Below are 15,061 nucleotides of genomic sequence, written 5' to 3'. Positions count from 1 at the left end.
TATTCAGTACTGATATTAATCGGGCATGAGATACATGGCTTTGCTGACGGAGAGGATCATGAAAGCGTCTCGTCACCAGGAAATCCTGCAACACATTAAGCAGCATGAAACGCTGACGACGGCAGATCTGGCCAGCTTACTGGCGGTCAGTCAGGAAACTATTCGCCGTGATCTCAATGAGCTGCAAGCTCAGGGGCTGATCATCCGCCAGCATGGGCGAGCCAAAAGTATTAAACGCGCCACCAAAGATAGCGGCGACCCTTTTACCAAGCGCCTAAAAAGCCACCTTTCCAGTAAAGCCAGTATTGCCGCTCATGCTTTATCATTGATTGACAGTGGGATGGTGATTGCGCTGGATGCCAGTTCCACTTGTTGGTATTTAGCCAAAAAACTGCCGGATATCGATATTACGGTATTTACCAACAGTGTGCGGATTTGTCAGGAACTGGCGAAACATCAAAATATCGAGTTGATCAGCGCTGGCGGCCTGTTGCAACGCAAATATGCATGCTACGTTAACCCGGCCCTGTTCTCACTACTGAAAACTATCGAAATTGACCTGTTTATCTTCTCATGTGAAGGTATTGATACCGACGGTATTCTGTGGGATTCCAATCCGTTTAATGCCGAATTCAAAACCATGCTGCTGAAACGCGCGACCCAGTCCATTTTGCTAATCGACAAAAGTAAAATGTGCCGAACCGGGGAAGTCAAAATCGGTACGCTGGATGACGTCGAACAAGTTATCTCAAATGTGGATACCGAGTCACCGGCAGATGGCGTAGCAACATAATCTACGCCACCAGCAGCTAGCCATTACTGCCCGTAATAGGCTTTAGTGCGACACTGTTGCAAATAGCCGTCCTTGATCGTGGCGTAATCCGCCTTCATAGATATGAAGCCTAACATCGGCTTGATGGTGGTCCGCTTTAGTCGACCGTGGTTGCATCAATTAAGTTGTTGAGGTATTTAACTTGTCGATATCACTATCTAAAATAGACGTAATAAAAAATCTGGTACTCAATTTCTTACTCAAAAATATGATTCCCGATACAAAAACGGATCAGCTCCTGGCTCGAATCAACATTTAATTTTCTCATTGCCGAATTTTTTTGCAGACTTATCGTTTTTGCGCTGCGATTGAGTTTTTCGGCGATATGCGAAATAGACTCACCTTCAACAAAATAGCGCAGCACTTCAAACTCCCTCGGTGAAAGGCTATTGATTCGCTCACGAAGAAAGATTTCACGTTCATCACGACGGCCTTCGCTTTGAAAAGAGGGTGGGTAATATCTATTATTGGCACGCAATGACCGAAGTGCAGTCGCCATTTCATCTAGAGGATCTTGCTTAAATACCACGCCCGAAACTCCTTGATCATAGAGTGCAGATACAATCATCGGGTTGGAAATCATCGTCAGTACCAATAGTTTGATATCGGGAAACATCCGCAGAAGATAGCCCACGAATTTCAGACCATCTTTATGCACTTCATCTTTAGGCATATTATAATCTGTAATAATCACATCAGGCGGATCGCCAGTGACATGGCGTATCAGATCGGCAGATTTATCAAAAGTGTCAACGACATTAATCCCTGGGATTTGATCCAGAAAATATTTCATCCCGGCGAGAACCACCTTGTGGTCATCAAGAAGAACTACACGCAGCTTTTTCATCATTTTTTCTCATGAAGTTGATTCGATTTGCACAAGTAACTGGTTTATCTCAGCCGCCATCGCGACCACATCAACCAGGCATCCCTCATTCAGACGACTCGCTTGGATCTGTTGCTCTAGTATTTCCATTTCCGCTGCAAGCTCCCGAAATTGAGCCAATACCAGCGCACCGCGCATACGATGCAGCGTCATAATAAGAGAATCTGCATCTTTTTGAGTTATTCCATCCGCCAAATGCTGTAAATCCTCCCTCATGCTCGCTAGGAAAATATTGCGATGTTTTTCCAAGACGTTTGGTTCAGGCAGAATGAAAGCTTTTTCGTCCCCCGTTTCATCAATCCAGCCTGGTTGTACGTTTTTACGTAACAGTTCAGCCAGTTCTTTAAGCTCGATGGGTTTGACAAGCCAGGCATTCATCCCGGCCTCAATACAGCGTCTCTCTTCGTCACGCATCGCATTGGCCGTGACACCGATTATTGGCGAGGTCACTCCTTCACTTCGTAGTTTGCGCGCCAGTTCATAACCGTTCAGATATGGCATATTGACATCGGTCATCACCATGTCATGTGGACTGATATCCCACAAGGCGAGCGCCTCTTCACCATCATCGGCAATGGTGACCTCACAACCCAGCTTTTCCAGTTGGCCTTTAAGGGTAACCTGATTAAGCGGGTTATCTTCAGCGACCAATATACGCAAATTAAAATGTGGCAAAGTCGGCACGCGGGATTTGGTACATTGCACACCATGCTGTAAACGTTCGAGGCCAAATCCTATACTGCTTAAATTGTAGGCATCCACATCTGAACTCGCAACCGCCTCCCCGGACAACGAAAGATCGAGGCGTAGCCACTGCCATTCCTCTGTAATTTCAGTCACTTTCCGCACAATATCCAACAGAATAGTTTGCCCATCGGTCGTGAAGAGTGCATCAGTTTCAGTGGCTAGCTCTGCTCCCCAATGTTTTAACCAGTCGCCGATATTCTCTGTCAGTTCAGGATGTGGCGTGCGAACCAGAATGGACGTCCCTTTCAGTTGCGGGGTCAATGTGTCACCCGCCTCAGTCAACTCGGTATTCAGCTCGACAGAGAATTGGCTCCCCATCTGTGGTTCACTGCGAAGTTGGATTTTAGTATTCATCAGTTCAGCAAGCCGCGCACAGATCGACATCCCCAGCCCTGCTCCGCCTGCCATATGATTTGCAGAATCAATCAAATAGAATGGCGTAAACAGTTTTTCCTGCTCCGCTTTATCTATCCCCACACCACTATCACACACTTCCAGCAGGAATTTGGCATTGAGGGAACAACGTTCCAATAGGCTCAAACGAACAACAACCGTCCCTATCGCTGTGAATTTAATCGCATTACTGATGAGGTTATTCAGGATCTGTCGGATCCGTGCCGGGTCTCCTATCACCCGTTCAGGAATATCCGTTGCAACGATTGAGAACAGCAGAAGCCCCTTTTGGTGCGCCATTCCGGCATAAGCCCCGGTGCATTCCTGGACAAGTTCACGTGGATTGAACTCACTTTTATCCAGCTGCAATTGTCCGGCTTCGATCTTACTGATATCGAGAATGTCGCTGATGATTTGCAACAGCATCTGCGAAGCGCCCTCGATCCGATCAACATACTGCCGTTGCTGGTTGTTTAGTTGGGTTAGCGAGAGAAGTTCCAGTGTACCGAGCGCGCCATACAGTGGAGTGCGGATTTCATGGCTCATGGTCGCCAGGAAGGTAGATTTGGCATCATTTGCTTCGTCGGCAGCCTGTTTTGCCCGCGTTAAATTTTGCTCCATCTCGGCATGGGCGCTGACGTCGGTAAAGGCGCAGAGGATAACCGCCTGTTGTCGATAGCAGGTTGGCGCATAAACGACATACACTATTCTTGCATCAGGAAGAGTCAGCCGTTCTATCGAGCCTCCCTGTTCTACATTTTGCAACTGACTGAAAAGCGTTTTAATAGCCTCGTTTTGGTTAAGTCTTGCTTCCTCGTCCACACCTAGCCAGTCTAGCGCCAATGCGTTGGCAAAAATCAGTGTCGCGTCAGTGCGATCAATAAGGCACAGCGCCACTGGGGCGGTCTCAATCAACGTACGATTAAACGTCTCACTCGCTAGGATTTCACGCTGCGCTTCCTGCGCGGGTGCGACCACCCGACGGTTATACCAGCGCATATAGCTGAAGCAACTCACGACGCTAATCAGCAGCAACACCAGCATGCTGAGCGGAAGCCAGACATTATTTCTGAAGAAACTGCCGTAACTCACCCGGTAAATACCTGTCCAGTCGCCGCTTTGATCAGACAACTTCAGTACTATTCCCGTCAGGGTGTAATGCAGGCCCGTATTTTCAAACTTTGGTATGTTGTCTTCACCTAACAGCACTCCATGCTTTCGGTGAGTCAACCAGCTTTCGTGATTATACTGGAGCCAGAAACTGTGCTCGGGCGCTGGATTTAGCCTTTTTTCCAATGCCCCTATTTTTGAACGGCTCAGCAGTGTAGCGGCATAAATGCAGTCGGTGTGAAGAAAGGAGTTTTTCCATAGGCTCTGAGGCAAACCGGCCGAAATCAGCCCGACAAGCTGGTCAGGTAATGTTTTGGGACGAAACCAGATAACCTCACTGTCACCCTGTTGTTGTTGTTGTTCGGAACCACAGCCATTCCGCAGTTTTTGCCGCACTGCATCAGTGACAGCATGGTAGGTCTCGGTATTAATCGGTTCATAACCGGCATTGACACTGATTGCTGGCACGCTGATGCTCACCTCATCAGCTTCATCAACAAAAAATACGGTCGTAGCGGGAAAATAAGAGGCGGCCCAGAAGGCAGAATAAAAATCGGCTAAATAGCTGCCGAGTGAGAAAAGCGTCTCTTTCAGGACAAGGCAACCCGCCTCATTTTCACAAGCGACAGAAAACGGCATACTCACTCTCGATTCACGTCCTACAAATAGCTGGCCACGGACGCCTGACAGTTTTTTCTCTTCGTCAAAACTCTCAACGCGTGGGACAGGAAGCGAGGAAAGAAACTGATTCTCGATACGTAATTTTCGCAGGAAGACTTCCTGTTCATTCACGTATCCAATCAGCGTTGAGAAATCGAGCGTAAAACGACGCTGTTCTTGGTCAATAATACGCTGTGCCCCCCAATAAAGGCCTACGGCCAGAATCACGGTTATCAGTAACAACGTGAAAAACACCCAGTTTTGCCGGCGTGATGTATACGTAATTCTGCTGAATGGCGTTTGCGGCATGAATGATAATTACCTGTCAACAAGGACTGAAGGTGAATACAATTCGCACTACTCCGTACACAGGAGTATTTCAAAGTTCTCAGCGCTTACCGCTGCGGAAATAAAGAAACCCTGAGCGAAATCACAACCAATTCGGCGCAGAAATTCCAACTCGCGCACGGTTTCAACGCCTTCAGCGGTCACTTTCAGTCCCAATTGTTTACCCAGTTGCACTGAGGAGATAAGTGCTATTTTCCGGGCATCGTTTTGGAGAACACCGCTGACAAAGGATCTGTCAATTTTCAAGTCGGTAAAAGGCGTTGAAGTAAGGTTATACATTGAGTTATACCCACAGCCAAAATCATCCTGAGCTAATCCAAAGCCTTTCTGACGTAATCGCCTGGTCCCTTTATAATAATTCACTGGGTCCGAAACTGCTTCATATTCGATTAACTCGATGCTCACGTTTGCAACATCAATACCGCTTGCATTTACCCGACGATATAATTCATCGGGGAAGTCCATATCGTCAAACAGCGGAACCGGGATATTTATCGACACAGGTAAAATATGTCCAACTCGCTGCCATCGCAGGTGTGCATCCAGTGCATCACTGAGCATTTTAAATACCAACGTCCGCTGGAGGTTGTAGTGGCCGATGGCTTCAAAAAATGACCCCGCCAACATAAAACCATACTCAGGATGATCCCAACGAGCCAATGCCTCAGCCCCCACTATTTTGCCACTGGCTAATGCTATTCTGGGTTGAAACCAGGCTTTGATCGTCCCCTCATCTAAGCCTCGCTCCAGCATATTCCGGTCAATTAAATGCCGAGAATAAGCATTAACCTTTAACTGCGGTTTCAGTTGGTTATATCTTAACTGCATATATATTCAACTCCTTCTTATGCAACAACGTGTAGAGCTGCGCGAGTGACAGAGGCTTACGCAAAAGGCGGTTCATACCGGCCTCTTTTCCCTTGCGTTGTTCCTCAGGATAAGCGCTGCCTGTCAGTCCAATGATCTGGCCATTGTATCCCTGTCTACGCAGGGTCCGAGTGAGTCCATAACCGTCTAGCCCTGGCATATATAAATCGGTCAATACGGCGTCAAAAGTATCTACGTCAGAGACCTTGAGCGCTTCATATCCCTCAGTGGCGGTGATCACTTCGCACCCTAGCAAGTTTAACTGCTCACGCAATACCGTGCGGCTTATCGGACTGTCATCAACCACCAGCACACGCAGACCCAGTTTTTCAGCGACAAACTCCTTATTGATTGCGGATGCGGAAATAGTATTTTGTTGAATTGTCTGCACAGCGTGCCCGATCCTACTCACACTGTATGCCCCGACTATCAAGGCGTCATCTCGCACATGTTTTGGATCCAGAGTTGGCGGCAGAGCGAGAATGCATTTTCCTGCCCACTCTGGTGATTGCAGCGACGGAGGCCAAGCCTGGATCAATATTCCACGATGGTGATTGCGGGTAGTAACATGGCGAAAAGGTAAAGCCTGAGCCCCCCAGTGTCGTAACCATTGACACAGGTTAGAGACCACTTCGGGCACTGCACCATCGACAAATACGGGTTCAGACAACAACCGGGGTTGCATGGCCATACTGCTGCCATACGCAAGAGAGAAAACGGCATTAAAGGTGATACGCGTCCCCAAATTACGCTTACTGATAGCCTGCAGGTCACCTCCCATCAGTTGTGCGAGGCGAGAGCAAATGGATAATCCCAAGCCTGTTCCTGACTGCGGTTCCGCAGAGTTTTGTTCAGAGAGAAAATACGGTTCAAAAAGGTAAGGCAAATGTTCAGAATCAATACCTATCCCGGTATCCACCACCTGAAAAGTAAGATTAACAGTATCCTTGGACTGCTCGGAAGCATACAAACGCAATATAATATGGCCAGAAATGGTGAACTTGATGGCATTGTTGACCAAATTATCCAGCACTTGTCGCACCCGGATGGCATCCCCCATTACCAGAGGCGGAACCTGAGTATCAGACAGAGTATAGATTTGTAGACCTTTGCTTTCCGCTTTAGCGGCGTAGGTTTCCACCACTAACTCGGCCAGTTCCATCGGGGAAAATGGCATGATTTTCAGTGTGAGTTGTTCGGCCTCAATACTCGATAGATCCAGACTGTCATTGACAATGCGCAATAAGCTGGAGGAAGAATGCAGTAATGTTTTCATGTACTCATATTGCTGTCCGTACAGGCCACTTAATGCGAACAGTTCAAGCGTGCCGAGAATGCCATACAGCGGTGTACGAATTTCATGGCTCATGGTGGTGAGAAACAGTGTTTTTGCCTGATTTGCTGATTCGGCCATCCTTCGGGATTCAACCAGTGATCGTTCGATGGCTTTCAATCCCGAAATATCATTGATGACACTCAGGATCACCGCGTCACCGCCGTAAGTGGTAGGGATACATTTCAGTTGGATCGTTCGACCATCTTCCAACGACAGTTCATAGTCGGCAACCTCACCTGCAACCGTAGAGATACGCGTCCGCCAGTCTCGGTCGTTCTCGATCCATACCTTCACCAGATCGTTAGAGAAAAGCAGGACTCCATCGGTGCAACGTACCAAGCCCAGCCCAACAGACGCCGTCGCAACTATCTTGCGGTTCAGCTCTTCACTGTCGACCAATGCGGAAAACTGATTCATGGCAGGCAGCAATACGCGGCGCGACAGATACCACAAACTGACAATGACACCTATCATCAATGTGATAGCCAGTAAGGATGCCACTCTCACCATCGGCAGATTGTCTTTAAAAATCTGTTTGATAGGAACCGTGTAGATCAGGCTCCAGTCTGCATGGCCCACGGATTTTCGCAGCACGAGATACTCCGGAAACCACTTTTTGCCAGTGACCTCAAACGTATCTTTGATAAATTTCCCCTCCCAATTCTGGGATTCAGAGGAGACTTTATTGCTGTGCAACACGGGCAAACCCAGAGGATTAATCAAGTCGTAGCCGACCCCCTGTCGCGAGGGGAGATCGATACCCGCAGCAATCGGGTTAAACGTTAACCCTAACCAGCCAGCATCGAGGTCGTCAACCTCTAGCGGGGTGAAGAGATAAAGCGCACTGTCGTTATCATTTGGTGGGTTGACCCAGACAATAGGCGATGTTCCACCTCCGGCCGATTGCCAGTCATGGTTGGCCAAAAATTCAGCTATCCAGGCCTGACTTTCAGGGGAAATAACCGCCAGCGAACCACCTGGTGCAGGCAGAGCTGTGCTGGTTTTTCCGGATTGCATGGAGGTGTAGATCAGCTGTGTATGGTTACGTTCGAATGTGGCTTTATCACGCTGGGTAACAATGACTCCATGCTGCTTGTCACCACTGTTTTGTAGTGGCAAGACAATGAATTCTGGAAGAGTGGCATATTTTTTTGAGCCCTCTACGGTGATAATTTTGGGTAAATGAATGGTAGACGCAACCATTGACCGCAACAACTCTTCACGCTCGTTGAAGAAATACTGCGCGTTGTAAGCAGCGGCATTCATCTGTCGCCGATAATCCGAAATGGTACAGTTGACCAAAAAATAGACGTAGAAAACCAATGCGACAATAATGCAACACAAAAGCGCCGTAGCGAACAGGTACAGTAATACCCTGGGCAGATGAGGCGCCTGGCGCGTAGAATTTAAAATGTGATTGCTATTCTTAAACATAGCAATAGCGTAAGAAGATTCTGAGGCGAGTGATATAAGGTAAGCCTTATTCTGCTATCTGCTTTTGCGCTTTTCGATTCCTAGCAGATTTGCCTCACCAATACATTATTGCCGTTAAACCGGTATAAAACCGATCTGACGCCCTGCCAAAACTTAATGGTGGCTCGACCACCGTTTGGAAAAAACGGATATACATGCGCGAGAACGGAAAATAACTCACTGGCAACACAACACTTTCGAGCTGTTCATTACGCCAAAACCGGCAACTTCGCCGGTTTTGATGACTCTATCACTGGTAAGAGAAGGTCACGGTAGCTCTGGCCTTTACGCTTCCTGCCACCATGCCCGTCTCTGTCTGTACATATCTGGCCTTCAGTGGGACGGTAAAGAGCTCATTCCCCCCGCTGCTAGCGGTACCGATGTACCACTGATTGGTATTTCCTGACATAGCGGAGTCAGGACCAAAGAAAATGGGCGAGCCATCACGGAGTATCTGGACACCCACACCAGACGCGGTGGTACCCTCGGCAGGTTTGAGTATATTGCTGGTATTGCCGGGATCGGAACCGTCGCTCATCGTGGCATACAGCTTGACGCCACTGCCACAGAGGGTCGTCAGCGAGAAATTAGCTTCGGTACCTGCCGATGTGCCCACGCCGGAGAACTGGTTTTTACTGACCGGCAGCAACCGTACGTTCTGCGTGGTGGCACCGCTCATCTGGCAGGTACTGGCCCTAATGGTCACCGTGCTGGCGTTGAGTACCAACACACTCGCTTTAGTAGTCTCCGAGTTCGGCCCATTGGCATAAACGTTGACCAGTTCCTGCGTGGCAATAGGATAAACACCGCTGGTCAGGCGACCGATCACAATCAGCTTGGCATGCATGGCTATCCCCATGCCTTGTGACGGAATGGGGTTTGGGTAGAAAAAAATATTTGGCAGCGGCCTTACCGGTGTGTAATTTGCCACCGACGTCGCTTTTATCCCCATAATGATACCGATACTCGGTACGCTGGTGGTATATATCGGGTAGGTCTGGCCATCCTCTGTATAGGTAATCCCCGGGACTATTGACCCCTGCAGCGTAGGTAATACAATGCCGGTCGCAATTAGGCAGTCGGCACCGCCGGTCAGGAAATTGGGGCTGGTCATGGTTGCTCCCCAGCCGCTGGTAATAGGTTGGCCAATAGTCGGGCCGTCCGCCCCACCTTCAAAAACCAGCGGCGGGAAGGTGAGAGAAATCGGCGGCGGCGGGTTGCATATAACCACAGCATAGGCCTGGGAACTACCCAGCACTGCCAACGCCACGCCACACAGAGATAGCGCGAACAGTTTGGTGCGCGATGCTTGCTTTGTTTTCATTCTGTTTATCATCTTCTGAAAGTGGGTATTCATAGTACGAACTCGTCTGGTTTAGCGGAGGGTAAAACCCGCTGAAACCGGCTTATTAGGGCGTCAGTGGTGTAGTTTGCTCAACAGCAGCACCGTAGTCGTTGACCCAACTGTACGTCACATTGGCTTGTCCCGCCGGTAGCGTACCCGCACCTTTCAGGGTGATAGCCTCAGTGCTGAACGGAGCCAGCGTTTTCCCCTCGGCCTCCTTAAATATCGCACTACCGTTTTTCAGGGTGATATTGACTAAAGAGACATAGAAGGGGCTGTTATTACGCACCTGTAGCTCGACACCATTCTTACCTGATGCTCCCCGTGACCAGGTTAGGGATTCGGCGGCTTTAACCGGGTTACCCGCTAGCCCGTCAGGGCGATAAAACAGTTTGATCCGCGAACGGTAAGCGACCTGCATCACATTGGCCTCCGCATCTTTGGGCAACGGTGGCACATCGAGCAGGTTGAACCAGAATATCGACTCCCGATCTGTAGGCAAGGTGGCGCCGGTAAAGACGACGCGAAACGCTTGCCCTTTGTTGGGATCAATACGCACCAACGGAGGAGTGATTAGGAAGGGGGCATTGGCATTATCAGCACGACTGTTGGGGTCCCCACGGTCGATCCACACCTGCACCATTGAGGGCTCTTTACCCATATTAGTGGTTTTGACCGTAATTTCCCTATCCTTGGCTGGGTAAATCAGCCGGGTTCCAGAAATGACCACGTTGGCCTGCGCCTGAAATACCCAACCGCAGAGCATAGCAAAAAGAAGGGGGATAACCCGCGATCTGTTCATGATTGATATCGTCCTAAAAAATGAGAGATGCCTGCGTTTTTACATAATCATAGTGACAAAAAAACAACTGTGCAGGCTCTTTGGCTCGTAGCAACGGCCATGTTCGTTGATTATTCAACCGACGTGGTCGGACTGAATGATTTATTGCAGCACGCACTTCGCCGCGATTTTCGGGTAATTCTGCTGTTTGTCCGCGTTGGCCGGTAGGCTGTATGGCAGCGAACAGCGCTGATCAGCCCCTTGCCCCCACTTCACCACCAGTTTCCCTTGGGGAGCCAGACCGCGCACAAAAATCAAATCGCCTTGGCCAACCATCGTCAGATATTGTCCTTTATCATCCAGTACCTCGGCCCCCAGCGGGATCGGTTTGCCATCTGTCCGAGTAGCCTGCAACATCACTGGTGCGCCAGTCTCAGTCTCGTATTTCAGCATCGTAATGGCTCCGGCGCTGGGAGCGACCTGCTGGGAACTCCCCAAGATCTCTACGTTTTGTGATGTTCCTTTCGGATCGAGGGCAATGTCGTTCTGGCGATACGGCATCAGGCCGGAGACAACCCCGTAACCATTACTCTGGATAGCCGCGCCGACATTGCTGCTAATAGTGGCGCCTTCCGCTCCTTTGGCCTGCAGCACCGCCATGGTTTCCCCTTGATATTGCGTCAGGTTGATACCACCTGGGTGGGCGACCACGCTGCCACTCAGGCCCAGATTCAGCTGCCGGTTGCTGCTGCCACTGCTAGCCCCGCCGTTCATCACGGCATAAGGAGAGCTGTACTGCACATTCCCACCCAGCGAGTTGGCACGGTGGCTGTCAGCCTGACTGCTGCTGCCGAACGCGCTATAACTCAGCTGATTATTATCACCCATCGTTCCGCTCAGGGTGGTCTGTGCGGTGGTATTCTTGCTGTCGCTATAGTTCAGCGAGGTGGTCAGCATCGGCGCACGCGCATGGCCGCCAAGTGGGATACTGATGCTGGCAAGATATTGCGTGTCCGACTGGCCCACCGAGCCAATTGTCCGGCTGACACCGACGTTGAGGCTCCCCCAGCGGTAACTGTTACCATAGCCAGCTTGGAACGTGGTACTGGTCCCTCCGCCGTTATGCCAGTAGTTCTGCGCCGCCCCGCTGAGAAACAGATTGCCGTAGCCCTCGGCCAGCGGCTGGTTGATGTTCAGCTGATAGCGGTTGCGCGGCCGGGCGGATTCGGAAATACCGCCAGTCATGCCGGGTAGGCTCCCCACCTCGTTAAATGTCGGTGTCTGGGTACTACGAGCCCGAGCAAAATCACCGAAACTCAGATAGCCATCACTCGAAAAACGGTAGGCGGCTAGAGTAAAGTTGGTGCGTGTCTCTGGCAGCAGCTTGCTATAGGTTGCTCGATAACTCTGCCCTTGCATCTGGTCATCAATCCCGCTGATATTACCCTTCAGACCACTAGCCCGTGATTGGGTGATGTCCACCGCCAGCGCCCCCAGGCCAGTGTTCAGTGCCAGTCCACCCTGCAACGACTGGTACTGCTCAGCAACAATACCGCCCGTATAGGTGGTTATCAGGTTGGAGATCCCCTGCTGCCAAGTGCCCAACAAAAAGCTGGGGGTATTGTTGAGCTCGCTGTCGCGGTATTGCCCCATTGCCAGACTGAAACGTGACGCGCCTGGTCGCAACATTTGCGGAACGGCGGCATAGGCCACAGTAAAGGAGCGAGTCTGTCCGTCGGCTTCAGTCACCGTCACCAGCAGATCACCGGAATAACCGGTACTGTGGAGATCGTCAATGGCAAATGGGCCCGGAGGCACGCTCGTCTCGTGGATCACATTGCTGCCCTGGCGGATGGTAACCTTCGCGTTGGAGTTGGCGATCCCGCGGATCACCGGTGCAAAGCCGTTCTCAGTATCGGGATTCATGCGGGTGTCGCTGGACAACTGCATACCGGTAAATGGCACACTGTCAAACTGATCGCCCGGGGTGAAGTATTGCCCCAGCGTGAGCTGTGACTTGAGCGATGCAACAGCACGCTGAGCGTAGGTGCTAATGGCCTGATAATGGCCAGTACTGCCGTCAGTCTGGGTGTAGCTGCTGTTATGGCGCAGCCGCCAGACCCCGAGATTAACTCCACTGTTAAAACCGCCAAAATACTGGGTGGTATTGCCGGCATCGCGGTTATTGGTATGGAAAGCGTTGAAGTTATAGCCGACAAAACCGGCGGTGACGCCATGATCCCAGAGTTCTGGCGCAACAACTCCACGGCGTGAGCCGATAAATGCCTGTGGCACGGTGATATCCAGCATCAGTTCACCGGTATTGGCACTCAGCTTAAAACCGGGAATGAATTTCGCGGCATCAAAGCATTTATCGTCCTCCAGCGCTTTTTGGGCCAGTACCGCCTCGGGAAGCTTGCTGGCATCCAACCCCCATTGCAGCACCTGTTCAGGGGTAAAACAGTAGGTCACCTCCGTCTCAGGAACGGTATGAGTGACGGCGATCTCCTGACGTCCCACCCACTGTTCGTTGACGTAGACATCAAAGCGATAGTGGCCGGGTGTCAAGGCATTGCCTTTACTGAAACGAGAGAGATCGGCAACCTGAGCACTGAGACCGCGAAAAAAACCGGGATCGAACTCAGCAAGATCCGGAGAATCATGGTCTGCGGCATGGGCAGCCGTACTTACCGCCATCGCCAGCAGGCTAGTCACAAATATCTGACGTGTCTGTCGGGGGGCAAGTACGTTTATGAAGCCAGCAAACATGAATATTTCTCCGGAGGATAGATGGGAACTGTGGGATAACAAAACCTGATGAAACTACTTTTTTAAGGGCACCCTATTGCTGATGCCCTTAAAAAATAAGGGGATACCGATATTGCAGGTATCCCCAGCAGGATTAGTTGTAGTTCATTGAGAATTCAACGTGTGAGACCACCTGACCGGCAGTTGCTGCGCCATTCTTGGAGAAATATTGCGCGTAGAACTGTAGGGTGCCGGCTTCACCGGTGATTGGGGTGGTTACGGTGTCGGTCGCTAGGTTGATCGCATCGCCATCTGCATTCAACAACTGAACTTCCACGTTGGTTGCAGCGTTGGTGTCAGCAAGGTTCTTCATATTGCCGTTAGCGCTGATATTGGTACCGTTCTCAAACGTGGCCGTGGCACCCGTGGTTCCAACGTCACAACCTGACAGCTGAAAGCTAACAGGAACACGACCAGCCCAGGAATTAGCGTTGGTCAGTGAAGACTTGGACAGAGTTGGCAGAGTGACGTTCTTAACGGCTGGGCTGCTGGCACCGTTGATCAGGCAGGTGGATTCAGTCAATTCGCCGGTGATGTTGATCTGGGCATCGTAGGCAAAAGCGTTGCTTGACAGGCCAGCCAGGATGAGGGAAGCCAGAGTCGTTCTGATAGAGATTGTTTTCATGTTAATATTCCTAGGTTTTACTATAGGTAAAAAAAAAACAGCAAACGATATGCTGTTTTTTTGTTCAAACTCAATTGATGGCGGCTATGCTATAGAATCGTCATTTCGAAAAGAATAAGGATTTCCTTATTCCTACATTTCCCCTGTAATAAGCTGAGATTCATATAACGTCCGGTATATGGGCAATTAAAGTTTAAAGAACAAAATCATCGTCCATGATGAGCATTAACTTACTGTTATAAATTGACTTTCCGCTATTATTATCTCCCACAATAATTCTGACTATGTACCTCCCTCGCCCCGCTAAGTTCTTCTTTTAGATCGATGATAGTTTGGCAGCAGTTATTCGCTAAACACGGCCATGCCGTCCCCAACTGGCAGCACATCCTCGTCACTTTGCCCGATAAATTTTGCCCAACCGCAGCGTGATGATTTGTTGTTAAAAGTGCATGACGCCCTTGGTATGGCAATGAGGGGAAAAACGCGGAGGGTTGCAGCAAGCCACATAGGGGAAAATGGTCAAAAAGTCAGATGGTGGCGCTCAAAAATACCCTCAGTGATGAAAGTACGGGCGAAAGCCTGTTGGTGGCATGGATTATCAGCCATCAATATCGAAAGTCAGGGGTAAAAACAGAGGCAAAAGAGCGATCCAGCTTCCTCACCATGAAGCCTTAAGCACGGTAATGTAGCAGTTTAATATGCAGGATTTAGCGGTAAGAAGCCCGCTTACAGCAGAGTTATCTGCTGGCGGTCGGTCAGTGTCCCACCATCATGCTGTCAGAGCCATCGATAAGTGCGGAAAATGAGATCCACCCTTTATAAAGAGGGTGGGGCCGTCGCTTAAGTCAGA

Annotated in this window: 9 protein-coding genes; 1 reads left to right on the top strand and 8 read right to left on the bottom strand. The window is 50.0% G+C overall.

Going from position 1 to position 15,061, the window contains the following annotated elements; genetic code table 11:
- Window positions 1-58: 58 nt before the first annotated feature.
- A complete protein-coding gene (fucR, locus tag N0H69_RS04510; protein WP_050106404.1) occupies window positions 59-793 on the top strand; it encodes an L-fucose operon activator in 735 nt (244 codons plus the stop codon).
- A 235-nt stretch (window positions 794-1,028) separates the two neighbouring features.
- Here fucR and N0H69_RS04505 read toward each other — a convergent pair whose 3' ends face one another.
- The 8 genes from N0H69_RS04505 to N0H69_RS04470 form a co-directional block, all read right to left on the bottom strand.
- Window positions 1,029-1,682, bottom strand: coding sequence for a response regulator (locus tag N0H69_RS04505; protein WP_050106405.1), 654 nt, complete (start codon window positions 1,680-1,682; stop codon window positions 1,029-1,031).
- Window positions 1,683-1,688: 6 nt separating this feature from the next.
- Window positions 1,689-4,883: a hybrid sensor histidine kinase/response regulator gene (locus tag N0H69_RS04500; protein WP_216594544.1), complete on the bottom strand. Its 3,195-nt coding sequence runs from the start codon at window positions 4,881-4,883 to the stop codon at window positions 1,689-1,691.
- A gap of 102 nt (window positions 4,884-4,985) precedes the next feature.
- A complete protein-coding gene (locus tag N0H69_RS04495) occupies window positions 4,986-5,804 on the bottom strand; it encodes an EAL domain-containing protein (protein WP_050150187.1) in 819 nt (272 codons plus the stop codon).
- A complete protein-coding gene (locus N0H69_RS04490; RefSeq protein ID WP_050296566.1) occupies window positions 5,788-8,445 on the bottom strand; it encodes an ATP-binding protein in 2,658 nt (885 codons plus the stop codon). Before N0H69_RS04490 ends, N0H69_RS04495 begins: the two co-directional genes overlap by 17 nt.
- Before the next feature lie 457 nt (window positions 8,446-8,902).
- Window positions 8,903-9,976 carry a fimbrial protein gene (locus N0H69_RS04485; protein ID WP_050150191.1) on the bottom strand — a complete coding sequence of 358 codons (1,074 nt, stop codon included), beginning with the start codon at window positions 9,974-9,976 and terminating at the stop codon, window positions 8,903-8,905.
- 85 nt (window positions 9,977-10,061) lie between these two features.
- A complete protein-coding gene (locus N0H69_RS04480; RefSeq protein WP_072077388.1) occupies window positions 10,062-10,799 on the bottom strand; it encodes a fimbrial biogenesis chaperone in 738 nt (245 codons plus the stop codon).
- 141 nt (window positions 10,800-10,940) lie between these two features.
- A complete protein-coding gene (locus tag N0H69_RS04475) occupies window positions 10,941-13,547 on the bottom strand; it encodes a fimbria/pilus outer membrane usher protein (protein ID WP_253272105.1) in 2,607 nt (868 codons plus the stop codon).
- Between the two features lie 133 nt (window positions 13,548-13,680).
- The gene (locus tag N0H69_RS04470; protein ID WP_050106411.1) at window positions 13,681-14,211 is read right to left on the bottom strand and encodes a fimbrial protein; all 531 of its coding nucleotides are present in this window, start codon (window positions 14,209-14,211) and stop codon (window positions 13,681-13,683) included.
- Window positions 14,212-15,061: the final 850 nt, after the last annotated feature.

Source organism: Yersinia alsatica, assembly GCF_025133195.1.
GTDB lineage: Bacteria > Pseudomonadota > Gammaproteobacteria > Enterobacterales > Enterobacteriaceae > Yersinia > Yersinia alsatica.
This window is presented reverse-complemented; position numbering and strand designations above follow the sequence as displayed.